Source organism: Ktedonobacteraceae bacterium, from assembly GCA_035653615.1.
Lineage (GTDB): Bacteria > Chloroflexota > Ktedonobacteria > Ktedonobacterales > Ktedonobacteraceae > DASRBN01.
The window spans coordinates 32880-59049 of sequence record DASRBN010000032.1 but is presented as its reverse complement, the minus strand read 5'-3'; the positions used below and the strand labels follow the sequence as shown (position 1 = coordinate 59049).

Sequence of the window (26170 nt, the reverse complement as noted above, 5' to 3'; positions counted from 1 at the left end):
CTTATCCGCTAGACGTTTAGGCACGCAATTTGTCGCGCATCCAATCGGCCATCTGTGGTCGATGCTTGTATACGATATTGTTGCAGACGTGATTGCCGTCCTCGAACATCCACAGTTCCACCTCTCCACCTGCCTCCGCTGCCATCCTTTCCGCGTCCGAAGGTGGTATGAGCCGGTCCAGGCGTCCCATAATGATCAACAACGGGCAGCGCACCTTTTCCATGACGCCCTCCAAATTGAATGACGCTAGCTTCTCCAGCGCCTCCTGCTCGTTGCTGGAGCCGGAGCGCGCGATGAAGGCATCGCGTGTCAGGCGCGGCAGGCGATCAAAGTGGCCGGTGATGTTATAGCCACCGGCGACAGCAATAGCCGCCTTCACGCGTGGCTCAAACGCTGCGGCGCGGGGCGCGTAGTAGCCTCCCATGCTCACACCCATCAGTCCAACACGGCCCGCATCGACATCGCGGCGCTGCTCGAGATAGTCGATGGCATGACGGATGGCGACCTCGTAATCGTGGCGCATCGGATGCTCAAACTCCATCTCGCCCTGTCCCGGCCCATCGATGGCCAGCACCGCCATACCGCGCTCTAAAAACACATTTCCATAATTGTGCATTTCTTCCTTGACCGAGTCGAGTCCGGGCACCAGGATAACCACTGGCGGTTTTGCCACGTGCCACGGCTTGCGCAGGATGCCATACATGGTGGACCCGCCCTCGTAGGGGATCGCTACCCGCTCGCCGGGAATATCGAAATACGGCAAGGCTCGCTGGTAGGCAGCTACGTTGCGCTCATGCGCGGCGCGCAGTTGATCGGGATGGCTCAGGAACAGAAATTTCCCGAAGTGGTAAGCCATCGCAGCATGCAAATAATGATATGCCGCCGATTCATAGTTCCCTGCTGCCTCGGCCTGCTCGCCCATCTGCTCGTGCATCGCTCCGCACTCGCTCCATTTCTGGCACCACTCGTCCCACGTTTCCACACTGTTGGTGACGCGCTGGAAATCGTTGTAGTCGATGCCGTTGGCAACGAAGCGCGGCGCCCAGTTGTCGATGGCGCTCTGCACTCGTTCATCTCTCGCCATAGGTTTACCTTTCTATCAATTTCTGGCACATCCAGTCCGCCTGTTGCGGCCGGTGCTTGTAGGGGATGTTGTTGCAGACGTGGTTGCCGTCTTCAAAGAGCCAGAGTTCCGCGTTGCTGCCGATCTCCGCCGCGATGCGCTCGCCCTGTTCCGCAGGCACGAGGCGGTCGCGGCGACCCTGAATGACGAGCATGGGGCAACTGACGCGCTCCGCTACGCCTTGCAGGTTGAATTGTTGCAGTTTTTCCTGGGCATCCTCTTCGCTAGCGGCCTTGAGGCGATGCACCATCGTTTCGCGGCTGATGCGCGGGCGGTTGCGAAAGTTGGTAGCCTGGTTGTAGGGGCCGCAGTTTTCGATGGCGGCTTTGATGCGCGGCTCGAAAGCGGCGGCGCGCACGGCGAACTGGCCGCCGAAACTGACACCCATCAGGCCTACGCGCCGGGCGTCTATATCCGGGCGGCTTTCCAGGTAGTCGATGGCGTATCTCACGGGGACTTCGTAATCGTGGCGCAAGGGGAAGTCGAACTCCATCTCACCCTGTCCGGGGCCGTCGATAGCCAGCACTGCCATGCCGCGCCGCAGGAAGTCATCGCCGTAGAGGTGCAATTCTTCTTTGACGGAGTCGAGACCGGGCACGAGGATGACGACAGGAGGCTTGGGCGTATGCCAGGGCTTTCTTAAGACGCCCGGCATAGTGGCTCCGCCCTCGTAGGGAATGATGACGCGCTCGCCAGGGAAATCAAAATAGGGCAGGGCGCGCCGGTAATCGCGCACGACGTGATCATGGGCGGCTCGGAGTTGATCGGGCCACCGCACGAACAAGTATTTGCCGAAATGGTAGCTGATGGCGGCGTGGAAATAATGGTAGGCGGCAGAAATGTAGTTTCCTTGCGCCTCGGCCTGCTCGCCCATTTGCTCGTGCATCGCTCCGCACTCCGACCACGCCTGGCACCAGTCATCCCAGCGTTCGACACTGTTGGTGACGCGCTGGAAATCGTTGTAGTCGATGCCGTTGGCAATGAATCTGGGGGCCCAGTTGTCTATCGCGCTCTGCACCTGTTCGTCTCGCGCCATAGTGTTGTGTGAATCCTTTCCAGAACTGTCAAGCATTGGATAGCGTGCCACCCAGGTAGAGGTGGCCGATCTCCGGGTTGTTCAGGATTTCGGTGTGCGTTCCTTCCAGCCGGATGCGCCCGCTTTCCAGCACGATGCCGTTGTCGGCCAGGCTCAGGCCGGTGCGAGCGTTTTGCTCTACCAGCACAATGGTTCTGCCGCTGCTCTGCATGACCTTGATCTTCTCGATCACCAGTTTGAACGTGCGCGGGTCCAGTCCCATCGATGGCTCATCCAGTAAGATCACACGCGGATCGAGCATCAGGCAGCGCGCGAATTCGACGAGGCGTTGCTGACCACCTGAGAGGCTACCCGCTTTATCGCGTGCGCGTTCCCTGACGATGGGGAATTTTTCTTCGACCTCGCGCAGGCGGCGCTCGACCAACCCCTGGTCGTGTATCGTATAGGCGCCCAACCGCACATTCTGGCGCACCGTCATTGTCGGGAACAGGCTGTGGCTCTGTGGCACCTGCACAATGCCAAGCGCCAGAATCTGGCGCGGCGTCAGGCCCGTAATCGGACGGCCATCAAAGATCACTTTGCCCAGCCGCGGCTTCAGCAGACCGCTCAGCACGCGCAAAACGGTGGATTTGCCCGCCCCATTAGGCCCGACGATGCATGTCGTCGTCCCCTGTTCCACCCCTAAAGAGATGCCCTTGAGTACATCACCGCCATCGTACCCGGCGTAGATATCGTGTAATTCCAGCAGCATGTTGTCAGTCTCCCAGATACGCTTCCAGCACCGCCGGGTTCGCGCGCACCTCTACGGGCGTGCCCTCGGCGATCTTCGTGCCACGGTGCATGACCATGATGCGCGAGCAGAGTCCCATCACAAATTCCATATTATGCTCTACAATTAGAAAGGTCACGCCGCGTTCATTCAGTGCGCGAATGCGGCTCGTCAGGTAGTTGAGCATCGTCGGGTTCACGCCGCCAGCCGGTTCATCGAGCAGGATCACCCGCGGCTCCGCGATCAAGATGAACGCGAACTCCAGCAGTTTTTTCTGCCCATAGGACAGGTTGCCTGCCGGCAGATTTTTGTGTTTGGTCAGCCCCACGAAGTCCAGCAATTCCAGCGCGCGCTGCTGTTCGTGTGTCGAACTCCAGCGGCTGAAGAGTCCTTTCAAATCGTTGCGCTGGGCCGCCACATGCATATTCTCCAACACGGTCAGGCGAGGAAAGACGCGCGTCAATTGAAAGGTGCGTCCCATACCCAGGCGGAAGACTTTGTCAGGCGAAGCGTTGGTGATTGTACGCCCCTCAAAGCGTATCTGCCCGCCGTCGACGCGTTCGTAGCCCGTCATCACGTTGAACAGCGTAGTTTTGCCCGACCCATTCGGCCCAATCAGCCCCGTAATCGAGCCTTGCTCGACGCTGATGGAGCAGCTATTCAAGGCCTGGATACCGCCAAATGCCTTAGTGACGTCCTGCGTTTCCAATAAACTCATACGTTGATGCCCTCCCCCGGTTCATTCTGGTTCGGTGCGATTGCTGTAGGGGCCGATTCATCGCGTCCGGCGGTTGATCGACCCACGCGACCTGGAAGGGCCGTGATGACCATTCCTTCCTCTGCCTGCACGGCCGTGTCTTGCTCGCGCATCGCCCGGTATTTCCTCCACAAGTCTCCTAGTGTAGGTAGTATCCCGCGCGGCAGGATCAGCATCACCAGCAGGAAAATTCCGCCCAGGATGATCAGGTTATAGCCATTCTCACCGTATTGCAGGTTCAGGTATTGCTGCAGAGGCTCCATGATCAATGCGCCCAGGATGGGACCAGAAATCGTTCCCAGGCCGCCCAGGAAGACCATCAGGACAACGGCCACGTCAAAGTTCGGGTCAAAGATGGTGGCCGGGTAGATCGACTCTACGAAGTAAGCATAGATGGCCCCGGCTGCTCCGGCGAAAAACGCGGCAATCGCGAATGCCGCCAGCTTGGATGCGACCGTCTTGACGCCCAGTCCGAGCGCGCGATCCTCGTCGTCGCGTATCGCCAGCAGGCCCAGCCCAAATTTGGAATTGCGTATCCACCATGAGACCAGGACGGCAATTACCAGCAGGATCAGGGCCGCGTAGTAGAACGGATAGTTGAAGAAATAGCCACCCCAATCGGTGGGAATGGGCAGACCCAGTCCTGTCGAGCCATTGGTAAGCCATATCAGGTTATAGGCAAGCAACTGTATGATAAAAAACATCGCAATGGTGATGACGATAAAGGTATGCCGCCGCACGCGCAGGGCAATCCAACCAAGCGGGATCGAGACCACCGCAGCGATCAGCGCCGTCAGCGGCACCAGCAAAAACGGCTCGTACCCTCCCGGAATGTTCCAGTGCAGGCAGAATAACGCCATAGCGTAGGCGCCGATGCCGAAGTAGGCGATGTGCCCCAGCGAAATATAGCCGCTATAGCCACCCAGGATATTCCAGCCCGTCGCGACGGCGGCAAAGATCAGCGTGAACACGGCGATGGTCGTCACCGTCGGATCGGTAAATACCTGCGGAAAAATGATCGCGCATGCTAGCAACACCAGCACTCCGACCATTTTCAAAATCTTCATTGCTTCCTTACCTCCGCCTGGCCCAGCAAACCCTGGGGGCGAACAACCAGGATGATTACCAGCAGGATGAAAAAGACCGTACTGGCCCACACGGGCGACCAGACGACCGACGTAACATCTTCCACAACCAGCATACCGACAGAGGCGATCAACGCGCCCGACAGGCTACCCATGCCACCAAAAATGATAATGGCCAGCACGCGCGAAATCAAGTCATACGAACTGGCAGCATCAAAAGCGTTCGTCGCGCCAAAAGCCATACCGCCAGCAGCTGCCAGCGCGATGCCGATGCCGAAAGTAATCGCCGAGATGCGCTCTACATCGATGCCGATCAGTTCAGCTGCCACGCGATTCTGCATCGATGCGCGCAAGCTAAAGCCAAATTTGGTGCGATAGACCAGCCAGTAGAGACCGGCCAGCAGCACAACTGCCAGCAAGAAGCCAAATACATAGATGTACGAGAGATAAAATCCGCCTACATTAAACGAGGCCGTTGTATACCATCCCTGCAACTGCACCAGGTCAGCTGAGAAAATCAGGTTCAGCACACCTTCAATCACCAGCGCCAGCCCATACATGACCAGCAAAGACAGCATCGTGCGGTCGCGCTTCAGCGGGCGAATAAAGACGAATTCGAGCAGCACCCCGAAGCCGAACATCACCGGCATAGTGATAAGCAACCCTAGAAAGAGGTCGATATGAAAGTGCTGCTGCAACACAAAGCTCAGGTAAGCCCCCAGGATCACCAGGATGCCCTGCGCGATATTGATGATATCCATCACGCCAAATATCAGCGTCAAGCCGGATGACATCAACGCGTAGACGCCCCCGGTCAAAATTCCCGTCACAATCGCTTCAATAATGAGTCCCACGATAGCTCCTCTTGATGGTCGAGGGCCTCCATCCCTCGTCTTCTTAGAGTTGCTTGCCACCCGCGGCAGCAAGCAACTCTAAGAAATGATTATCTGTCCCTACGGCCAGTTGGGTTTGGGAAACTCAGGTGTAGCGCTCGCCTGATCGGGCGGCAGCACTGGCACCACTGAACCCTTTTGCCACTGGAAGATGGCAGTTTCCGCCGAGATGTTTTCGCCCTGATCGTTGAATTTCGCCGGCCCCTGCACGGTCTGGAAGGTGTCGGAATGTAATTCAGCGATCAGTTTTGTGTTATCGATGCTGTGAATTTTGTTCACAGCCTCTTGCAGCACCTGGCCTACCGAGAATGCCTCCGCCGAGTCCGCGCTGATCTGGTCGGCCGTTCCCCCGAACATCGCGATGAAGTCCTGCACCATCTGCTTGTTCTGATATGTGTTCAGGCCAGGATACCAGCCGTTGGGATACATAATTCCCTCGGCCACATTGCTGCCACCAATAGGCCCGGTGAATGATGAACCCTGGTCCGGCCCTGCCGAAGCTGCCAGGGCTTCCGGGTTGAAATGCTGCTGCTGGAATGCCTTGACATAGGCGATGATATCGGGCAGCATCGAACCCAACACCACTATTTGCGCGTGAGAGGCAACTACGCCCTGCGCGATTGGCGTGTAGTCGGTGGTCTCCGCCGGGTACACTTTGTAGAACACCGTTTTGATGCCACCCTGCTCCAGAGCGGCTTTCGCCGTATCAATCATCGGCTGGGTAAACGGATCATCTTCGGTCGCATACGCCGCCGTGGTCGGTCGCTGTGACGCAGGGAGCGAAAGGATATACGAGGTAAAGCCGTTCAACTGGCTCACCACCGGCGGCGATACGGCGAACAGGTTGTGCAATCCCTGCGTGAAGACCGACGGGCCACCGCCCGCGCCCTCGATAAACGCATAGCCGTAGCGGCTGGCAACCACCGATGACGGCTTGGTCAACAGTGTTGAGTATGGCCCCAACACCAGGTCATCATGATCCACAGTGATGAATTTCTGATAGTTCGTTACCACCTGCGTTGTACTGCTGGCATCCGAGGCAAAGTCTAACTTCACCTGGCGACCAAGCAAGCCTCCGCTTTTGTTGACCTCAGACGCCCATAGTTGATACCCCTCCATCAGGGCCTTCCCGTCGGCTGAGAAGTCGCCCGAAAGCGACACAGAAATACCAATTTTAATCGGCGCGGTCGTCTGGCTAGAACCGGTGCCGGTGCCGGTTGTGGTACTACTCCCACACGCACTCAGCGCTACCAGCGCTACAATCAAGACACAAATACTGTTCAGGAATGCTCTTGGACGCAATAGATATCGTCCGATCATGACTCCCTCCTTTTTACGATACATGAGGCGCGCTTATGGCCGGAAATACTATGGCATTCCGGTTCGTCACGCGTCCTCCACGAGGATACCACACCGGTTCCTCGCAAATCCCTCCATGCCCTTTATTTTTACATGGTAAGAATTTCAACTATCAAAATACGTCTATTCTTTACCCAGACCTCTCAATTCATTCAAGGCCCAGCTATACAGTACTAGCTTCGCGCCAATTGTTCAAGTAGGGGCGTACCCTGATGGTCGCCCGCCGCCTATTTCCACTATCACTGGCCAGTGTATGTACCTTTGACCTTATCGGGTTTAGCAGCTATACTGCTCCCCACAGGAAGCGGCGGGGCCAGACCTTTTCTGAACCCGCTTGGGATTGAAAAACCTAGCCCAAAAGTCCTAGTGGCTCCTCAATCAATGTTGCCACGCCGTCCAGAAACTGCGCTGCGCGCGCCCCATCGGTGGCGCGATGATCGCAGGTAAGCGTGAGCGTCATCATGGGCTGCACAGCAGGCTGTCCATGTACGGGCACGACGCGCTCGGCTATGCGACCAACGGCCAGAATTGCCGCCTGGGGCGTATTGATGACCGCGTTGAATGCATCAACGCCATACATGCCAAGATTGCTGATCGTAAAGGTGCCATTGGAGATATCCGGCAAGCGCAGTTTACCCGCCTGTGCCTTCTCCGCCAGCTCCGCCCGCGCCTGGGCAATTTGCTGAATTGTAAGTATGCCCGCATGGTGAATGACCGGCACCACCAGGCCATCTTGCGTGGCTACCGCCAGCCCAATATGGATTTCATGATGCTGGATGATCGTGCCATTCTGCCAGGAGACGTTGAGGCGCGGGTGATCGCGTAAGGAAGCGGCGACAATCTTTACCAGCAGGTCGGTATAGGTGATCCTTGTGGACGAACGCCGCTGGATATGCTCGCGCCAGGCAATCAGGCGGCTCGCGTTGACCTCGCGCACCAGGTAAAAATGCGGTGTGGTCGTCCAGCTTTGTGTCGTGCGCTCGGCCATGATGCGCCAGGTCGTACTGACCGCCGGTCGCTGTTCTTCAACTTCAGGGCCTGTTCCGGCTATATCTGGCGTTGCCGGGATGGTGGCGGCAAGCACATCGGCGGTCAAAACTGCCCCGCCAGGGCCACTCCCCATGATGTTCTTCAGCTTCAAATTTCGCTCGTTTGCCAGCCGCCGCGCTTTTGGCGATGCAGGCAGGAGGCGAGGCTGGATTTCTGCCGTGGGAGCCTGTTGCTGTTGAATATGTGACAGCACATCGGCTTTCGAAATGCGCCTCCCCACTGCCTTCACCTCTGTCAGGTCGAGATGATGTTCCGCTGCGATGCGCGCGGCAAGGGGGCTGGCTAAGACGCTGGTGGAACGAGCGGAGCCTGCCCCGGTTTGCGAATCACTATTGCCATTATCCGCAGGATGGCTATCCGAGGCAGGCTGCAATGCCGGGCTATTTTCACTGTGTGGCAGCTCATCTGCCGCCAGGATAGTGGCGATGACATGCCCAACTGGAACCTCGACACCTTCTTTAGCCAGGATATTGACAAGCCGGCCAGTGGCGGGAGCCTCGAGTTCGACGGTAGCCTTATCGGTCTCGATTTCGGCCACCGGCTCGCCTTTTACGACCTCTTCGCCCTCGGTCTTGAGCCAGCGCACTATTTTGCCCGTATCCTGCGCCATGCCCAGCGCCGGCAATATCACATTCGTCGCCATTATGGGTCTCCTACCCTCATAGGGCCGATAAATCGGCCCCTGCCCATTGCCGGACTATTTGGTTAAAATTCATGATCGGCTCGCGTCCATTGAAGCCGGTTGATGCCCGTTAGCAAGCACATTTAGATTAGACTGCGTTTCGCGCGTCGTTGGCAATGGGCCGCTCGCTGTGTAATAGCGCCCGCCCGCGACCAGCAACTGCTCGGCGGGAAAGCGCGTGATCACTTCACAACCATCCTTTGTCACGACGAGCTGCTCCTCGATACGTGCCGCCGTCCAGCCATCGCTGGCAGGCCAGAACGTTTCGAGCGCGAAGACCATGCCCTCTTGTATCACCTCGGGATGGTCGAGCGAAACAAGGCGGCTGAAGATCGGCTTCTCCCAGATGGAAAGCCCAACGCCGTGTCCATATTGCAAAGCGAAAGCTGCCTCCTCGTTGGGGAAACCAAATTCCTCCGCCCTTGGCCATAGCTTGACAATATCCGCCGTCGTCACCCCTGGCTTGATCGCATTGATCGCCGCGTCCAGGATATCACGGCAGCGCTTATACGCATCGACCATCGCTTGCGATGCGCTGCCGATAGCGAAGGTACGATAGTAGCAGGTGCGATAGCCGTTATAGCTATGCAGGATGTCGAAATAGGCCGGGTCGCCCGGACGCAGCGCGCGGTCGCTAAATACATGCGGGTGCGGGCTGCAGCGCTCGCCGGAAATCGCATTCACGCCCTCCACATGTTCCGAACCCATATCGTAGAGTACCTTGCTGACCAGTCCCACGCATTCATTCTCGCGGATGCCCGGCTTCATCGTGCGATACAGTTCATCGTAGGCCGCGTCAACCATCATGCATGCTGTACTCAGCAGCGTGATTTCGTCCCGCGTTTTAATCAGGCGCGCCTGTTGCATCAGTTGCTGGCCATCTACTACCTTGATGCCCTCGGCCTGGAGCGCGAAGAGAACCGGTAGTTCGATGGCATCGACACCTAGCGGCTCGTGAAGCAGTCCGCGTGCCTCAAGCTCGACGCGAATTTTACGCGCCACGTCCTCGGCTCTACCAGCCTCCGGCAGCATTGCGCCACGTTGGGTAGAGATACCGGCGCGCGAACGCTCACCCAACCAGGGACAATACAGCTGGTGGTGGCGAGCCGCCGAACCAAAATCCCATAGGATTGGTTCATCATCCTGGGGCAGCAAGCTGAATCGGGCCAGCTTATCCATCGCCCAGGTCCCGATATGCGTCGCCGTGATGTAGCGAATATTATTCATATCGAAACACAGCAACGCGCCCAGTTCCGACTCCTTCAGCAATTGCTTGATGCGCGCCAGCCGCTGTATGCGCAGGCGCTCAAAATTTGCCCGTTCCTCCCAATCCACCCCCATTAAGCCATAGGTCTTTATCGCCATGATGTACGTCCTTTCGTATAGGGCCGATTTATCGGCCCCGCGTCCCTTACCTTCCGCACAACGTTTTCGCCAGCCCCGCCACTTTCTCCGGCGTTGGCACCGTCAGATCTTCAAGCACCGGCGAGAACGGTATGGGCACATCCATTGCCCCCATACGCTTGACCGGCGCGTCCAGGTAATAAAAAGCTCCATCGGCGATAATCGAGGCGATCTCCGCTGTGACCCCATAGCGTTCGTAGCCTTCGTCCACCACAATCGCGCGGCTCGTCTTTTTCGCCGAATCAATCAACGTTTGCTTGTCAAGCGGGAACGTCGTGCGCGGGTCAATCACCTCGGCGCTGATTCCCTGCTGCTCCAACAACTCGGCGGCGGCCAGGCATACCTGCACCATGCTGCTCGTCGCTACCAGTGTAATATCCGTCCCTGCGCGTTTGATATCGGCAACACCAAAGGGAATGGTGTACTCTTCCTCCGGCACCGGCCCCTTGAGCTGGTACATCATCTTGTCCTCAAAGAACACCACCGGGTTATTATCGCGAATGGCCGTCTTCAACAAGCCCTTGGCGTCATATGGCGTAGAGGGCAGCACGACCTTCAGGCCTGGAATATGGCTCACCCAGGCGTGCAGGCTCTGGCTATGTTGCGCCGCCGAGCGCCGCGTCGCTCCGAGCGTCGTGCGAATCACCAGCGGCACCCGCAACTTGCCGCCCGACATGTAATGCACCTTCGCCGCCTGGTTCACAATCTGATCCATTGCCAGCCCGATGAAATCGCCAAACATAATATCTACTACCGGACGCATACCCGTCATCGCGCCACCCACTCCCAGGCCCGTAATGCCCGCCTCCGAAATCGGCGAATCGATCACGCGCCCCGGCCCAAATTCCTCCACCAATCCGGCAAGCACCTTAAATGGCGTCCCTGCCTCGGCCACGTCCTCACCGATAATGAATACAGTCGGATCGCGGCGCATCTCCTCGGCCAGCGCCTCGCGTATGGCCTGCGCAAGCGTAATCTCACGCGTCCTGGCCGGTCCATTGGCGGCGGGCGCATGGGCCGATACATCGGCGGTGGGCGCGATCAATCGGCCCCGACCGGCACCGGTCGGGCCTCCCTGGGATCCCGCAACAGGCGCAAAAGCCTCCCCACTCGGATTATTAAGCGTAGACATCTTCGGTCACCTCTCCCGGCTCTGGATATGGCGCATCCAGCGCAAATTGCTCGCCAGCCTCAACTTCGGCAGTTACACGTTGCTCTATTTCTTTAAATACCCCCGCGTCAACCCCCTGTTCTTCCAACAGCCACCTGCTCAGCAAGGTCAGCGGATCGCGATTCGTCCTCCAATCTTGCTCCTCCTCTTTCGAGCGATAATACGAGCGCGAAACATCGCCCACGTGGTGACCATAATAGCGATAGGTATTGCAGGTCAAGAAAGCCGGTCCCTCGCCGCGCCTGGCTCGTTCAACCAGCTTCTTTGCCGCCGCGTAAACCTCCCTCACATCCTGCCCATTCACTTCCACAGTCAAGATGCCGAAAGCCCTTGCCCGCGCGCTAATATCACCCGCCACCATCTCAGAAAAGTGCGTGTATTCCCCATACATGTTGTTCTCGCACACGTAGATCACCGGCAATTTCCATAGCGCTGCCATATTCATCGCCTCGTACAACAGCCCCTGACCAAGCGCTCCATCTCCAAAAAAACACACTGCTACCTGCTCGCTGCCGCGCATCTTGCTCGACATCGCCGCCCCGGTCGCCATCGCCGTGCTACCTCCCACAATGGCATTCGCGCCTAAATTGCCTGTATCCTGGTCGGCGATATGCATCGAACCACCCTTGCCGCGACAGTACCCCGCCTCCTTGCCCAACAACTCCGCGAACATCTTATCCACCGACGCCCCCTTCGCCAGGCAGTGACCATGCCCGCGATGGGTACTCGTGATATAGTCGTCGCGGCGCAGCGCCTCGCACACTCCCACCGCCACCGCCTCCTCACCGCTGTACAGGTGGGCCAGGCCCGGCATCTTCGCGCTTTTGTACAGCTCGTTCACATGCTCCTCAAAAAGACGGATTTTCAGCATCTGCTCGTACATCTGCAGCCAGTGTTCCTGGCTCAATGCCGTTGCCTGCTCATCCCCAACCATTGCCTGAGCCGGCGCGCCGTTCGCACCGGATATGTCAGAATGCGGCATCTCTTATTCCTTGTCTAATCCCGCCAGGCGCGCCAGCGCCCTGTACACAATCGCAAAATCATGCTCTGCCAGTCCCATCGCCCGCGCAGCCGTCAGAAATTCGTTGCTCACGGCCACCGTCGGCAACGGCACATCGAACTCGCGCCCAAGCTCCAGCGCCAGCAGTAAATCCTTCTGCATCATATTCACATTGAACCATGCCTCTTCAGGCATATCGAGGATGAATGGGGCGCGGTACTTCAGCGAAGGCGAGGCAATTACCGAATTGAGCATCACCTCCAGCGCCGTCTCGCGTGGAATGCCGCCTTTTTCCGCCAGCAGCATCCCCTCGCTCAGCGCCAGGAATTGAACCTGCAGGTTCAGGTTCACCGCGATCTTCATCAGCACGGCCTGCCCATTCGCGCCGATATACGTCACCTTCGGCCCAATATCCAGCAGAATCGGCCTCACCCGCTCAAACGTAACAAGATCACCGCCCACCATCAGCGAAAGCTGGCCCTGCTCCAGCGTTATCACGCTGCCCGACACCGGCGCATCCAGCATCGAAGCGCCTTTTGCCGCCACCTGTCCAGCCAGCTCGCGCGATTTGGATGGGCTGACGGTACTCATATCGATATAAATCTTGTCGGGTCCTAAACCGGCCAGGATGCCGTCATCTCCGCCCACCACTGCTTGCAGCGCGGCAGTATTCGTCACCATGGTAAACGTCACATCCGCCATCACCGCCACCATACGCGGCGTATCCGCCCAGCGCATGCCCCTCTCCACCAGCCATTCCGCCCGCTCGCGCGTGCGATTATAACCCGTCACAGTATGCCCGGCATCAAGCAGGCGTTTGACTACACGCCCGCCCATCGCACCAAGCCCTACAAAACCAAGGTTAGCCATAAATAACCTCCAATGTATAACCCTGTCACTATTCCAGGGAATGCGCGGCCCGGGGCGCGATGAACCTGGTCCCGGCCACTACATCGTCTCGTACCTGTTTCAAGTGGGCCTGCATTGCCTTGCGCGCGGCCTCCGGGTCCTTGCGCATAACCGCGGCCAGCAGGAGCTTGTGATGAACCTGCCCGCGCTCAGGACCGCCGGCAACAGCAAATATTTGCTTGCGCTGCGCGCTTAGCAGATCAACGACAGAATCCAGCAGCGCCAGGATAAGCTCGTTCTGTGTGGCCTTTGCCAATGCGCGATGAAAATCGTTATCGGCCGCGATAAAAGCATCGGCATCGTTCAAACTCACATCCATCACCTCTACTGCTGCCTGCATCGTAAGGATTTGTTCCGGTTGCGCCCGCGCCGCTGCCAGCGCCGCGATTTCCGGCTCCAGAATTTCGCGCACTTCAACCAGGTCTACTGTTTTGTTGGGTTGCCCGACCCGCATCATCAAGCCCAGCGAATGCCTCATTGCCTGCGACGTGCCATCAATAACAATGGTTCCACGCCCAGGCCGCATGTCTACCAGCCCCTTCTGCGCCAGTGTTTTCATCGCCTCACGCACAGCAGTGCGGCTGGCCTGGAACTGGTTCGCCAGCTCGCGCTCCGTGGGCAAGCGATCTCCCTCACGCAGTTCACCGCTGAGAATACGCTGCTCTATTTGCATTGCTATTTGCTCATAAATTTTATGAGCATGCACAGGTATATATGTCATGTTGTGCCAGGGGACTCCATTGGTAAGATTATCATACCATTTGCGATTAAGACAAAAGTAGCATATTGTTTTTGCCCTGTCAATGCTTTTAGTTCTGGTGATTACATAGAAGTGTGCGAGAGATTCTAAGATATCTGAACTATTTACAGGGGTTGGAAGTGAGCCCGGGCGTCCGATTGGCCGTGCCATCGCGAGGCCGACTAGGAAAATCAGGTCATTCCCCCGCCCAAAAGTATCATTTCTTGCTCAAGTAATGTACACTACCGTGGGAGTGTTATACGAGCATCTTCACCATTTTCAGATAAGGATAGTCGTCTCCTGCATGGTGTAGGGGCAGAATTCATCGGCTTCTGCGTTTTCAGTAGGGATTGGAGCCCGCTATGTTGAATTTTTTGAGTCGTTTGTCTATCTTCCGCCGCCTCTTCCTGGCATTTGCTCTCTCGGCGGCCATACCAGGCGTCGTCATTATCTTGCTTGGCAGCTACTATCTCGGCGCCTTGAACACACGCAGCCAGGCAGTCAGCACCAGTTTCGACGCCCAAAGTATCGCCTCCGAACAACTGGCCAACCTGGAAACCATGAACGCGCTCCTCAAATCGCGCGAAAATCAGATCTTCGCCACCAAAAGTGGCGTCATCACCGATGCCTCTCTTGGGGCTGCCGGCGCATTGGTAGACAGCGAAATCAACGATCGCCAGTTGCAGTTTGACCAGGCCTTGAAGGATTATCAAAGCAACTATGAACTGGCTACCTCCGACAATATGAGCATTATCCGCAGTATCATCCTTAGTGATCAGCCCAACACCACTATTATTTCAGACCAGCAGCGCGCGCTGAATGCCGTCATACAAAACCAATGGCCGAAGTATGAAAATTTTCAAGAGACTGAAATAAAGTTCCTGGAAAAACTGGATGCCCAGACAACCTTTACTCAGGCTCAACTCAATACCGCATACCAGAAAGCCTATCCTGTGCTGTACCAGGCGAATTTGAGCTTCACCAACCTCAAAAATAGCTGGCAAAGCGTCGTCAATGACGCTGTAGCTATGGGCAAGGCTGTCACCACTGTCGGCCCATCGGAGACGCAACCGGTCATCCTTTCTACCGCCATCGCCTTCCTGATCACCTTGCTCGTCATTCTCACTGCCGGCTTCCTGGTCAACCTCACCATCACGCGACCACTGCGCCAGCTGGCATCCCTTACTCACCGTATCGCCAAAGGAGATACCAGCGCCCGTGCGAATGTCAGCGGTGGTGACGAAATCTACCTCGTCGCTACCTCTATGAATAGCATGCTGGACAACATCGTGCGACTGATCCAGGAGACGCAAACACAGCGCGACCTGTTACAGGCCCAGGTCGAAAAGCTCGTGAGCGAAGTGAGTGGCGTCGGTGAAGGCGACCTGCGCGTTCAGGCCGAAGTCACCGCTGACGCCCTCGGTGTGCTGGCCGACTCCTTCAATTACATGGTTGAAGAGCTCAGCAGCCTGATCATCCGCGTGAAAATGGTCGCGCGCGAGGTACAGAATTCTACGACTATGACCTACGAACGCATGGTGCAACTGGTGGAAACCGACGACATGCAATTGCAGCGTATCACCGATGCCGCCGTAGAAGTGGAGCGCATGGCCGACTCCAGCCGCCAGGTCGCTGAACGCGCACGCGTCCTTTATAATGTCGCCCGTGAAGCACGCCAGACCGCGCAAACTGGCCGCCAATCCGTGCGGCAGACCATCGAAGGCATGGGCCGCATCAACGAAAACGTGCAGGAAACATCCACTAAAGTGCAGGCGCTGGGCGAGAACTCGCGTGAAATCAACAACATCGTAGAAGTCATTTCTAACATCGCGCACCAGACGAACCGCCTGGCCCTGGATGCCGCGATCCAGGCTGCTATGGCAGGCGAAAACGGTAAGGGTTTTGGAGCCGTCGCAGCCGACATCCGGCGACTGGCCGAACGCGCTAAAGACCAGGCCGGCCAGATTGGGCGCATTGTACGCAATGTCGGTGACGATATCGCCGCCGCCGCCATCGCCATGCGCGACACCGAACGCGAAACGTCCACCGGAGCGCGCCTGGCGCAGGAAGCCGGCGCAGCATTGGAGTCGATCTTCAGCGTCGTCGAACGCCAGGCACGTGAAATCGAACTCATCAACCAGATGGCGACGCAGCAGTTGCAATCCTCCGGCGTCGTCGTGCAAATTATGCAGGGCGTCTCCGAATCAACCGAGCAGAGCAGCGCCAGCACACGTATGGCCGCACAGAACATCGAACGACTGGCACGCCTGGCCGAACAGCTCCTCTCCTCGGTAGAAGCCTTCAAGTTGCGTGACAACCAGAACTACTTTGCTCCGGCTTCGAATGTCACCATCACACCCGAAAACGGACGGGATAACCAGTTCTCCCTTAGCGGCGCTTTCCGCACGGTGACCGCCAGCGCTCAACCTGCCGGCCCGGCGCTGGCAGGTGCTCCTGTGTATAATGCTCTGGCGCCGGCGACTCCGCGGCCTATAGCCGCCGCGTCTCAACAGCCTCAGGCATCCCCATTCTCACCATACACCGTCGCACCCTATAGGCAGCAAACAAACGGGCAGGCCCCTGAGCAACAGCCCGCGAATGGGCAGAGGCGTCCCTGGCGCCCCATCCAATCCGAATAGCAGGTATTTCGGTTATACATAAAGAAAAGCCTGGGCGGGCCGGCAATGCTGGCCCGCCCAGGCTTTTCTTTATGTATAACCTTTTAGTTATAGATAGTATTTGTAACGCCTATCCAAATTCATGGACAGGAGCATGAGAGGGCTGGTAGACTTAATTTATACAGACCCAATAGGGACAGCGCCTGGTGCCTGTCCTATAAATAAAGAGGAGACTTCTATGATTGCACAGAGAACAAAAACCAACAATGTCGTTGAAACTGGCGATGACGCGACTGTGCAGGCAGCAGTAAAGTTACTCACCCAGAAACAGAAAATCGCCGCTTACCGCTGGGTATGCGAAGTATGCGGCATGATTCATACGGGTGCCGTGCCTACCACCTGCGATAGCTGCGGGGCCGATGCTACATCGATCGTACACCTGGCAGATTTTCCCCGTGAGATGAACAGCCGGTGGTGATAGTCGACTACGTGGTAGATTTCCCTCGTGAGGAATTGAAATCATACAAGGCGCTACAAAACGCGGCCAGGGTTATGTGACTCTGGCCGCGTTTCTTATTTCTTTTCTGAAAGCGCTTCTCACACACGCACCTCTTCATGTAGCCAGGAGGGCATCACGCCCCACAGGTTGAGCGCGGTCGGACGCGAATGCCAGATGCGCGGTGGAGTCGTTACATCGCGGTCATAATATTGTTGCAGTTCGGCGGAAAGCTCGATGTGAACGCCTTCGGTATCGGCGAAACGCAGGAACAGGTCGTTGCCCGCGCCGTGACGACCAGGCCCCCACAAGATTGGAGTTTGCTGGCGGCTCAGATAGTCGGCCCATACCAATAGATCTGATCCACTGGGTATGCTGTAACCGATATGATCAATATCCGGTTTGCCCTGTAGAAGCACCAGGGTATGGTGATCATTGTTGCAGCGCAGCCAGACGGCTTCTCGCAATAACCAGTCCGAGATATCAAAGCCCAGCGCCTCGGTGTAAAATTCAACCATAGTTTCCATACGGGTCGTGCGGATCGCCAGGTGCTGCAAGGCATATGGATGGAGACGCGCGCGCCTCGCCTCGTTGCTGATGGGAGACAGGGTCAGCGAGTCATCAGGCGTGACCGAAATTTCGACGCGATTGCCATCGGGGTCGTTGAACCATAACGTATCGCCCATTTCCGGGTCGCCATCACGCGCCTGCAACGAGAGTTCGATACCGGACTGTTTGAGGCGAGCAGCGAGAGCGGCCAGTTCAGCATCAGTGTCTACCTCAAAAGCCATGTGATGCAAACGTGATTGCTGGAGCGGTAGCCGCCCATTGCCGCTTGATGCGCGCGTATCACTGAAGAGGGCCAGGCAATGATGTTCGTCGCCCAGGGCCAGGTAAGTATTCGCCTCCTCAATTTCTATGTCCTGCTCCGGCGAAATAACTTCGGTGGCGCGTAGATTGAAACCCAGCACCTGGCGATAAAATCGCGTTTGTGCTGCCACATCGTTTGCCCACAGCCCAATATGGGCCAGTCTTTGTACGCGCACCTTTTGAATCTGCTGCTCACTCATGGTAACCTGCCTCCTGGTCTGTTATGGATACCTCTGCCGGCACGGCATTTGTCTACGCTATTTCAACTTGTATCATACACAGCCCACAGTGAGGGGTCAACGGAATTACCCGAAGGTCATATGCGGGAAAAATTTCCTCTCGCGACACTGAAGTGCTGGCGCATAGAACCAGCTGCACTTCAGTGCATGGCGTGCAACACACGTCCACCACATCCCAACAACGCTACGCAGGTAAGCGAGGCCCTCTACACCACCAGACCACCCCATCCCACGCCCACGCATACGCTGCGCAGCAGCCATGCATCACCGGCATACCACACCGCATCCCAACACCACACCCGGACACAACGCATGGCACACGTTGAGTCCTGCCCGTGTTCGCACACCAGCACTTCACTATCGCGAAAGGAAATATATCAACCGGAAACTTTCGATTGCTGTAGGGACGATGGCCTGTCCTCGTCCTCACTCAAGCAAGACACCTCCTGGAGAAACACTTCCACCACATTACCCACTCCTCATCATTGCGAGGGTTCTAGTTGTATTGTACTGAAAGCGGACACGGTTCTGGTTATGAGATCATGGAGGTTCAGTTGAGAAATGGTGTGTTTTATTGCAGGGTTCTTAACCTATGAATCAATAGATATAGGATTATCTATACTGTAGATCGCTTGGTAACAACAAAGGCTTTGCTAGTCAAAGGAGGAGCTTAGCATGGCAATGGGCATACTTGAGAAAGGACACTTTGCCGTAGTCGAGCCAGACCCGCTCGGCAGTCGCTTCAAAGTAGCTCGTCTTACTGCTAAAGGGCAAAAGGCTCAGGAGGGGTACCATCGGTTGCTCGAAGTTATCGAAGGTCGTTGGGCGGCGAGGCCACTATTCATAATCTACGCGAAGCTCTTGAGCGACTGGTCGGCGATCCCACTGCGCAACAATCGCCCTTGTTCAAGGGATTAGAACCTTATCCTGACGGCTGGCGAGCGTCAATCAGCAAGCCTGAAACACTACCGCACTACCCCATGGTCTTGCATCGTGGTGGGTTTCCTGATGGCAACTGACAGGCCACTATAGGGACGGAACCCTGGGCCTGTCCCCATCTTATTCATCCTCGATGCGTTCGACTTCTACCCGAATCTTGTTGCCACGCAGGGCATTAGAGGCAGGAGTATATGAGGGAGGGTCCCATTCGAAAGAGATTTTCTGGCGCTTGACGGGTATCTCTGCGTGCAGTTTATCCCAGCGATCCTCGCGCGCCATGTTGATCTGTACATGCTGCTCATCTATTTCAAGGCGCCGCGAAATGGCCGTAAGCAGGTCGGCCTTGATCAGTTCGAGCAATTCCGGGTTCACCTTGATACGATCATGCACCAGAACAACCTTCAAGCGCTCCTTGGCTTGCTCGCTTGGAGTCGGCTTCTTGCGACCGGTCATAAAGCCAAACACACCCATAATCTGTCCCCTTTATCGGATGGCTATCAACGTACACGCTTTTCGGCTAATGCAGGACCAAATCCCATCAAACGCCTCAAACGTTCCATAAGGGACGGTGTTTCAACAACTTCATCCAGGGGAACCTCTTCGCCTAGAATGCGTTGTGCCGCGCTGAGGTAGGCACGCCCGGCACGGGAGCGCTTCTCGTAAACGACAGGCTCACCCTTATTCGTTGCGATAATAATCATCTCATCTTCTGGAACGATGCCCAGCAGATCGATGCCCAGGACTTCCAGTACGTCCGCCACGTCCAGCATATCGCCACGCTTGACCATTTCGGGACGCAGGCGGTTGAGAATCAGGCGTGGCTCCGGCTTGCCTGCGGCCTCCACCAGTCCAATAATGCGGTCGGCGTCACGCACCGAGGCCATCTCAGGATTGGCGACAATAATGATCTCGTCCGCGCCCACAATCGCATTGCGAAATCCCTGCTCGATGCCGGCGGGCGAATCGATCACCACGAAGTCGAACTCCGCGCGCAATTGCTGGCAAAGCTGTTCCATCTGCACGCTATTTATGGCATTCTTATCACGTGTCTGGGCGGCAGGAAGGAGATAGAGTTCCGGCACGCGCTTATCTTTAATCAATGCCTGCCGTAAACGGCACTGGCCCTCTACGACATCGACGAGATCATAGACGATGCGGTTCTCCAATCCAAGAACGGCATCAAGGTTACGCAAGCCAATATCGGAATCGACAACAGCGACCTTTTTCCCCTGCAGCGCCAGGGCTGTGCCCAGGTTCGCCGTGGTTGTGGTTTTGCCAACACCGCCCTTCCCCGAAGTGATGGTAATCACCCGACTATCCATACGCACGCTCCATTAGCAACTGTTCAAATAACTGCTTTACGAGTTGTCTATAAAATCGGCAGGGCCAGAAAAGCTTCTACCTTTAGTAATAAGAACTCTTCTCGTGCTATTTTCGTGATGGGCGGCCACTGATCCACGCCTCAACGACGATCTGTCCATCGCGGATAGAGGCAACCTCTGGCCGTGGCTGTACTTCGACCCCGTCTGGTGGCCGCGAGAGCAAATGCGCGATACGCAACTGCACGGGGGCCAGCAAGAGGGAGCAAACGACAGCTTTCGTGTTATCGGGATAGCCTGCATGCACCATGCCGCGCAGAACTCCCCAGACGATGATATCCCCACCGGCTATGATTTCCGCGCCGGGATTGACATCACCGAGGACAACGACATTGCTGCCATGATGAATGGCCTGGCCCGAACGCACCGTGCGGCGTAAGAACAGCGTATCATCCGATTCGCGCGGATCTCGTTGTGCCGGGAGTTGCATCCTGTCGCCTGGTGCCTGGGTCAAGGGAGAGGTATTGGCGGGATGAAGAACCGCCGGTGCGGCATCCTTGCGCTGTGCCGTTGCTGTTTCCAGTGGCATGACCGACATTTGATAATGGGCAAGTAAGGCCTCAAGCTGCGTTCGCTCGCTGCCGTGGAGAGACCGGCGACTGGTATCAAGGGCCAGCGAAGCGCCGCGGAAAAAGCCGGGAGCCTCGGCCAACCGCTCGGCCAGCGCGTTGAGCAATTCGCCAAAAGGAGTTCCAGGTTCCAGGGTCAAAAGCAGGCCATTGCGCGTACCCTTGATTGCGACATTACCTTGCACTGATTGCTGTTCCTCCCTTTCCAGTTCGCCGTGTGTTTCGGATGTCCTCTGCTCCGAAGTGTCCTCCATACCCATAATTTCACCATCTCACACGCATACTGGCTGAGGTGTATGCAACGATTTTCTCTCTCCATGCCATTTAAAGGCACATAGTATCAAGATCAAGTATAAGCGTACAAGCGACAAAACGCAATAGCTGTAGGCATTATGGTTGGGGATCAGGCTTGCAGTTCTTCCCCCACCTCTAATAGAATGCTATCAACAACATATTTTCTTATTAGCTTTATGGAGAAGCGAATGGCCGACTTTATGAATTTCCCAACCCCACGCGAAAAAGTCCTCACGCGTGGCGATACAACCATTGGCGTGATTAGCGATATTTGCCTGGTCTCGCATTTCCAGGTCGGTTCCTGGCAGGTGCTGTATCGACCACAGGAGACCGGCAACGTGAAAAGATGGGGCCTGCCCCTGATGATCCCCAATTTCTCGCGTTTGAAGGATGGTATTTTCAAGGAAAAAGGCACTATGTTGCCCATGCACGGCTTCGGTCGCCTGCTGCCCTGGACGGTTACTTCCATGGACAGCTCGTCCCTTTCAATGCAGTTGAGCAGCAGCGACGCGACCCGGGAGAGCTACCCCTATGAGTTCACCTTTACCGCCACGATCCAGGCCGGCGAGCAGACGCTTACTTACACCGTGACGATGGAGAATCGCGGCGACGAGACTATGCCCATCGCGCCCGGCTTTCATCCGTACTTCGCCATTGAGCAGCAGCAGAAATCACAACTGATCACCGATGGCCCGCCGGGATTTAAGGCCAGCGATTTCGATTGGGTCACAAACGTACCGGATAATCCTTACCCATTTCCACATCATGTCGATATCCAGTTCCCAGGAAAGGGCACTTTGACCATCGCGGAATTGCCGCGGAATGGCAACTATTCGCTGTCCAACATGCAGGTCTGGTCCGAGCCACCGGACAAACCAGATCACGATTTTGTCTGCTTTGAGCCAACCGTTAGCACCGAAGACGCGCTCAATCGTCCCGCCGACCGTTTGTCGATTGACCCGCACAGCGCGCAATCTTTCGTCTTACAATTGACGGCCAGGCCGCTATAACGATATGGTTCAGTATGGCTTTGCTGTGCCGTAACCGTGCATTTCATCCGTGCGTAATATATAATAGAGTATTATTGTTAGATGGTTGTTATCTGCTTATTTTCAGCAACTGCGACCGTCAGCACACGTCAGGGTCCACAAAAAAAGAATAAGGTGTACCTTTTATGAAACAAGAACCGGCCGGTAAATTCTGGCTACAAAATAATAACAATTTGCCGCCGCAGCGACAACAAAATCAGCAACGTCCAAATATGGGTCCTGGCGGGCGTCCCAATTCTAATGGACGGCAACCCGGTAATGGAGGCATGTCTTCCCTCAATCGCTGGTTACTGATCATTGTTGTGCTGATGCTCGGCATCTACCTGTACCAGTTTCTGAGTTCCAATAGCAGCTCAAGCACTCCTACCACGGATGAGCTTACATATAGCGACTTCTATAATCAAATCTCCGCCGGCAACATCAAATCCGCCACTATTATCGGGTCAACCGATATCACAGGAAATTTTTGTACGCCCGTAGCCACTTCTCAAGGCACATTCTCGACCTACCATGTCGTGCAGCTTCCTAACGGAGACCCAAATCTGACACCGACACTACTGAGGCAAAAACCAACGTGTGCCGCCCAGACAACGGTTGTCACGCAGACACCGAGCGATAATGGTTTCTGGTTAAACATATTGATTACGTTCCTGCCGTGGATTTTCTTGATCGGCCTTTTCATCTTCATCAGTCGCCGGGCCACGCAAGGGCAGCAGGGCATATTCAGCTTCGGCAAGAGCCGCGCCAAGCTCATTCTGGAGGATCGCCCCAGCACGACCTTTGCCGATGTTGCCGGAGTAGATGAGGCGAAATACGATTTGCAGGAAGTTGTAGAATTTCTCAAGACGCCCAATAAATTCCAGCGATTAGGTGGCAAGATTCCACGTGGCGTGCTTCTGGTAGGCCCTCCGGGAACCGGTAAGACGTTGCTTGCGCGCGCCGTAGCAGGCGAGGCAGGCGTGCCTTTCTTCTCCATGTCAGGCTCAGAATTTGTAGAGGTGCTGGTCGGTGTCGGCGCAAGTCGCGTGCGTGACCTCTTCGATCAGGCAAAGAAGGCCGCCCCCAGTATCATCTTCATTGACGAGATCGACGCCGTAGGACGGCAGCGCGGCGCAAGCATCAACACCAACGATGAGCGCGAGCAAACCCTCAACCAGTTGCTGGTAGAGATGGACGGTTTCGATACGCGCCAGGCAGTTGTTGTGATAGGCGCGACGAACCGACCGGATGGACTTGACATAGCGCTGCTCCGTCCAGGCCGCTTCGACCGGCGTGTCACGGTTGATCGACCTGATTGGAATGGGCGACTGGCGATCCTGAAAATTCATGCTCGTAGTGTGCCGCTGGCGCCCGATGTTGACCTGGTCAGAATAGCGCGCGCTACACCCGGTATGGTCGGTGCAGACCTGGCAAACCTCGTCAATGAAGCAGCGCTGCTGGCCGCGCGCCGCAACCTTGATCGCGTCACCCAGCGCTGCTTTGATGAAGCTCTTGACAAAATTATTCTTGGCGCTGAACGCCCGCTCGTGCTGAGCGACGAAGATTTGAATGTCATCGCCTATCACGAAGGTGGCCACGCGCTCACCGCTTTGCTTTCAGAAAACGCCGACCCGGTGACGAAGGTGACGATTGTGCCGCGCGGCCAGGCATTGGGCGTCACCATGTCCACGCCGCTCGATGATCGCTACAACTACTCCAAAGAGTACCTGCTGACACAAATAGTGACCGCGTTGGGTGGCCGGGCGGCAGAACAGGTCGCAATCGGTCGTATCACCACGGGAGCGGAGAACGATCTACAAAAGGTCACGCTCATCGCGCGCCAGATGGTCATTCGCTGGGGCATGAGCGAGCGCGTAGGAACCGTTTCCTTCAGCGAGCGGCAAAGCCCATTTTTAGGAGGTGGCGATACCGGCGCGCCCAGCGATTATAGTGAGATGACCGCCGAAATTGTGGATGAAGAGGTCGAGCGCATCGTCAGCTCTTGCTATAAAAAGGCGCTGGATCTCCTGTCAAGCCATCGCCAGACGCTTGATCGCATTGCGCAGGAACTGCGCCGCCACGAAACGATTGACGCCAAACAGCTGCAACAGATCATGCTGGAAACAGGAGCCGTTCCCGTCCCCTCGACCGCAGGTGAGCAGGTCACGCCGCAGGAACTCGCACCGCCACCACCCATCGAGCCGCCCGTATCACCTGAAAACAGATAAAGAGCTAACGAACGAAAAGCGCAAGCCGGATGCGAGTTCTGCATCCGGCTTGCGCTTTTCGTTCTATATCTTGGTGTTCCATTATGCGCCATGCGCCGGATTCATACCCAAAAGTACTTTTTCCAAAAAGTCTATAGACATATTCCAAAAACTATGGTATATTCCTTTTTGGCGGGGGCAACCTACCTACACTCCCTCTGGTTGGATTTGCGAGCAATCAGAGCGCTGCAAACAACAATCACCCCTCGGTTGCTCGGTTGCAGCTCTGGAGACCCCTAATGGCTAATACCAGTGCCCCCGCTCCTTCTCTCTCAACTTCCCAAAAACCTCTTGTTTTGCGTCTTCAAAATTCTGTGGGGCCGATTGATCGGCCCCCGGCTCGTTCCTGTCCTCACGAAAGTCCCTCTGTAGGGACAGCGGGTAGTTCCTGTCCTTGTCCTTTGTGGTATAGTGTTATCTGGCAGCAGACGGCACGTCTGCTCCGCATTGCTGAGACCAGATTCCATGCTAGAACGTGTCTTTATTTGAAACCTATCCTGAATCGTTAGTAGGGACAGCGGCTTGCCCTGTCCTGCTCAGCAAAAAAAGAATTTGAGGTGAAAGATGGCAAAAACAATCAACCAGGATCAAACATCCAGCGATCAGGAGCGTGGGCGGCAAAAAGATCGCAAGAAGCAGGCCAAACGCGAGGCGAAAGTCATGCTGGCCATAGAGAAGGCGAAAGCCAGCATCGAGAAGGCGCAGCGGAAATTAGCCAGAGCGAAGGAACGTCTAGATGCTCGCACTGCCCGGCTACACTCTCTAGAAAACAAATTGTCGGACGTGCGCGCTTCATCGGCACATGATCAAGCACAGGACAGCAGTTCGCAGTATGGGCTAAATGGACAATCAGGGCAAGGTGCCAATGAACAGACAACAACTGCTACTGCCATGCCGGCAACTGCGGCAGACCTTCTGGGCACACAGACCCATGTTATGAGCGAAGGGAGCGCAGGAGGAGCCACCGAGCCTGCCAGCAGCGTCGATACCCCCATTCCAACCGACCAGGAAGTGTCCTTACCCCCAGCGGAAGGACGTGCCGACATCCTCCCTGAAGATCAGGCAACGGGCACACAGCCGTCTGCCAGCGATTCAACGGAATCGTCAAATTCATCTCTTTCTACTGATGGCGAACCAGAAAATTCTTATCCCATGCCGCAGGAGCAGCACGAGGATGAAACTGCATCCTCAACGGAGGAATCAGATACTTCAACCTCTATGGAGAGTGAGTATGAAAGCTCTCCTCCCATGCCCGAGGAGCAGCACGAGGATGAGGCCACATCTGCCTGGGAATCCTCTCAGGGCGAGCCTTCTCAGGAAGAGACATACTAAGTGTAAGTCATAGATGGACCGCTCTCGGCCCATCTATGCACGTGTTCTCTTCGTAGGGGCCGATTGATCGTACACACCGCCGATTGATCGGCCCTATCTCGTTGCCCGCCTTTCACCGCGCGCTGGCCTATACCGCGCCCTATGCCACCATGCCCATGATTG

At 56.2% G+C, this 26170-nt stretch carries 23 protein-coding genes; 6 read left to right on the top strand and 17 right to left on the bottom strand.

The window, feature by feature from the left end; genetic code table 11:
- Positions 1 to 16: 16 nt before the first annotated feature.
- From VFA09_17730 to VFA09_17670, 13 genes are all read right to left on the bottom strand, one after another.
- Positions 17 to 1084 carry an alpha/beta fold hydrolase gene (locus VFA09_17730; protein ID HZU69121.1) on the bottom strand — a complete coding sequence of 356 codons (1068 nt, stop codon included), beginning with the start codon at positions 1082 to 1084 and terminating at the stop codon, positions 17 to 19.
- Positions 1085 to 1088: 4 nt separating this feature from the next.
- Complete coding sequence (locus VFA09_17725) at positions 1089 to 2159, bottom strand: alpha/beta fold hydrolase (GenBank protein ID HZU69120.1); 1071 nt, start codon at positions 2157 to 2159, stop codon at positions 1089 to 1091.
- Between the two features lie 28 nt (positions 2160 to 2187).
- Positions 2188 to 2910, bottom strand: coding sequence for an ABC transporter ATP-binding protein (locus tag VFA09_17720; protein ID HZU69119.1), 723 nt, complete (start codon positions 2908 to 2910; stop codon positions 2188 to 2190).
- 4 nt (positions 2911 to 2914) lie between these two features.
- Complete coding sequence (locus tag VFA09_17715) at positions 2915 to 3646, bottom strand: ABC transporter ATP-binding protein (GenBank protein HZU69118.1); 732 nt, start codon at positions 3644 to 3646, stop codon at positions 2915 to 2917.
- Positions 3643 to 4752, bottom strand: coding sequence for a branched-chain amino acid ABC transporter permease (locus tag VFA09_17710; protein ID HZU69117.1), 1110 nt, complete (start codon positions 4750 to 4752; stop codon positions 3643 to 3645). Before VFA09_17710 ends, VFA09_17715 begins: the two co-directional genes overlap by 4 nt.
- The gene (locus VFA09_17705; GenBank protein ID HZU69116.1) at positions 4749 to 5624 is read right to left on the bottom strand and encodes a branched-chain amino acid ABC transporter permease; all 876 of its coding nucleotides are present in this window, start codon (positions 5622 to 5624) and stop codon (positions 4749 to 4751) included. The genes VFA09_17710 and VFA09_17705 overlap by 4 nt, the downstream gene beginning before the upstream one ends.
- A 99-nt stretch (positions 5625 to 5723) precedes the next feature.
- Positions 5724 to 6983, bottom strand: a complete 1260-nt coding sequence (locus tag VFA09_17700) for an amino acid ABC transporter substrate-binding protein (protein HZU69115.1) — start codon at positions 6981 to 6983, stop codon at positions 5724 to 5726.
- 388 nt (positions 6984 to 7371) lie between these two features.
- Positions 7372 to 8715, bottom strand: coding sequence for a 2-oxo acid dehydrogenase subunit E2 (locus tag VFA09_17695; protein ID HZU69114.1), 1344 nt, complete (start codon positions 8713 to 8715; stop codon positions 7372 to 7374).
- Positions 8716 to 8784: 69 nt separating this feature from the next.
- Positions 8785 to 10119 carry a Xaa-Pro peptidase family protein gene (locus VFA09_17690; GenBank protein HZU69113.1) on the bottom strand — a complete coding sequence of 445 codons (1335 nt, stop codon included), beginning with the start codon at positions 10117 to 10119 and terminating at the stop codon, positions 8785 to 8787.
- A 46-nt stretch (positions 10120 to 10165) separates the two neighbouring features.
- Positions 10166 to 11290 (bottom strand): alpha-ketoacid dehydrogenase subunit beta, encoded by a 1125-nt coding sequence (locus VFA09_17685; protein HZU69112.1) that lies wholly within the window; start codon positions 11288 to 11290, stop codon positions 10166 to 10168.
- Complete coding sequence (locus VFA09_17680; protein ID HZU69111.1) at positions 11277 to 12311, bottom strand: thiamine pyrophosphate-dependent dehydrogenase E1 component subunit alpha; 1035 nt, start codon at positions 12309 to 12311, stop codon at positions 11277 to 11279. The genes VFA09_17685 and VFA09_17680 overlap by 14 nt, the downstream gene beginning before the upstream one ends.
- A 3-nt stretch (positions 12312 to 12314) precedes the next feature.
- The gene (locus tag VFA09_17675; protein ID HZU69110.1) at positions 12315 to 13199 is read right to left on the bottom strand and encodes an NAD(P)-dependent oxidoreductase; all 885 of its coding nucleotides are present in this window, start codon (positions 13197 to 13199) and stop codon (positions 12315 to 12317) included.
- Positions 13200 to 13227: 28 nt separating this feature from the next.
- Entirely contained in the window at positions 13228 to 13959 is a 732-nt protein-coding gene (locus VFA09_17670) for a FadR/GntR family transcriptional regulator (protein HZU69109.1), read from the bottom strand.
- 380 nt (positions 13960 to 14339) lie between these two features.
- Here VFA09_17670 and VFA09_17665 point away from each other — a divergent pair, with 380 nt between their 5' ends.
- Together VFA09_17665 and VFA09_17660 are read left to right on the top strand one after the other, a co-directional pair.
- Positions 14340 to 16616, top strand: coding sequence for a methyl-accepting chemotaxis protein (locus tag VFA09_17665; protein HZU69108.1), 2277 nt, complete (start codon positions 14340 to 14342; stop codon positions 16614 to 16616).
- Between the two features lie 217 nt (positions 16617 to 16833).
- Positions 16834 to 17073, top strand: a complete 240-nt coding sequence (locus VFA09_17660) for a hypothetical protein (protein HZU69107.1) — start codon at positions 16834 to 16836, stop codon at positions 17071 to 17073.
- 119 nt (positions 17074 to 17192) lie between these two features.
- On the opposite strand, the gene VFA09_17655 is transcribed toward VFA09_17660, so the two are convergent.
- The gene (locus VFA09_17655; GenBank protein HZU69106.1) at positions 17193 to 18161 is read right to left on the bottom strand and encodes a VOC family protein; all 969 of its coding nucleotides are present in this window, start codon (positions 18159 to 18161) and stop codon (positions 17193 to 17195) included.
- 714 nt (positions 18162 to 18875) lie between these two features.
- Here VFA09_17655 and VFA09_17650 point away from each other — a divergent pair.
- On the top strand, positions 18876 to 19118 hold the full coding sequence (locus tag VFA09_17650) for a hypothetical protein (GenBank protein HZU69105.1): 243 nt from the start codon (positions 18876 to 18878) through the stop codon (positions 19116 to 19118).
- Between the two features lie 141 nt (positions 19119 to 19259).
- On the opposite strand, the gene minE is transcribed toward VFA09_17650, so the two are convergent.
- The 3 genes from minE to minC all read right to left on the bottom strand — a co-directional run bounded on the left by minE (position 19260) and on the right by minC (position 21341).
- Positions 19260 to 19610, bottom strand: a complete 351-nt coding sequence (gene minE / locus VFA09_17645) for a cell division topological specificity factor MinE (GenBank protein ID HZU69104.1) — start codon at positions 19608 to 19610, stop codon at positions 19260 to 19262.
- A gap of 26 nt (positions 19611 to 19636) precedes the next feature.
- Entirely contained in the window at positions 19637 to 20461 is an 825-nt protein-coding gene (gene minD, locus VFA09_17640) for a septum site-determining protein MinD (GenBank protein HZU69103.1), read from the bottom strand.
- A gap of 106 nt (positions 20462 to 20567) precedes the next feature.
- A complete protein-coding gene (gene minC / locus VFA09_17635; protein ID HZU69102.1) occupies positions 20568 to 21341 on the bottom strand; it encodes a septum site-determining protein MinC in 774 nt (257 codons plus the stop codon).
- Positions 21342 to 21569: 228 nt separating this feature from the next.
- On the opposite strand from minC, the gene VFA09_17630 reads away from it, so the two are divergent.
- The 3 genes from VFA09_17630 (at position 21570) to VFA09_17620 (ending at position 26008) form a co-directional block, all read left to right on the top strand.
- Complete coding sequence (locus VFA09_17630; protein HZU69101.1) at positions 21570 to 22391, top strand: hypothetical protein; 822 nt, start codon at positions 21570 to 21572, stop codon at positions 22389 to 22391.
- Between the two features lie 164 nt (positions 22392 to 22555).
- Positions 22556 to 24637, top strand: a complete 2082-nt coding sequence (gene ftsH, locus VFA09_17625; GenBank protein ID HZU69100.1) for an ATP-dependent zinc metalloprotease FtsH — start codon at positions 22556 to 22558, stop codon at positions 24635 to 24637.
- 603 nt (positions 24638 to 25240) lie between these two features.
- Complete coding sequence (locus VFA09_17620; GenBank protein HZU69099.1) at positions 25241 to 26008, top strand: hypothetical protein; 768 nt, start codon at positions 25241 to 25243, stop codon at positions 26006 to 26008.
- Positions 26009 to 26170 lie beyond the last annotated feature (162 nt).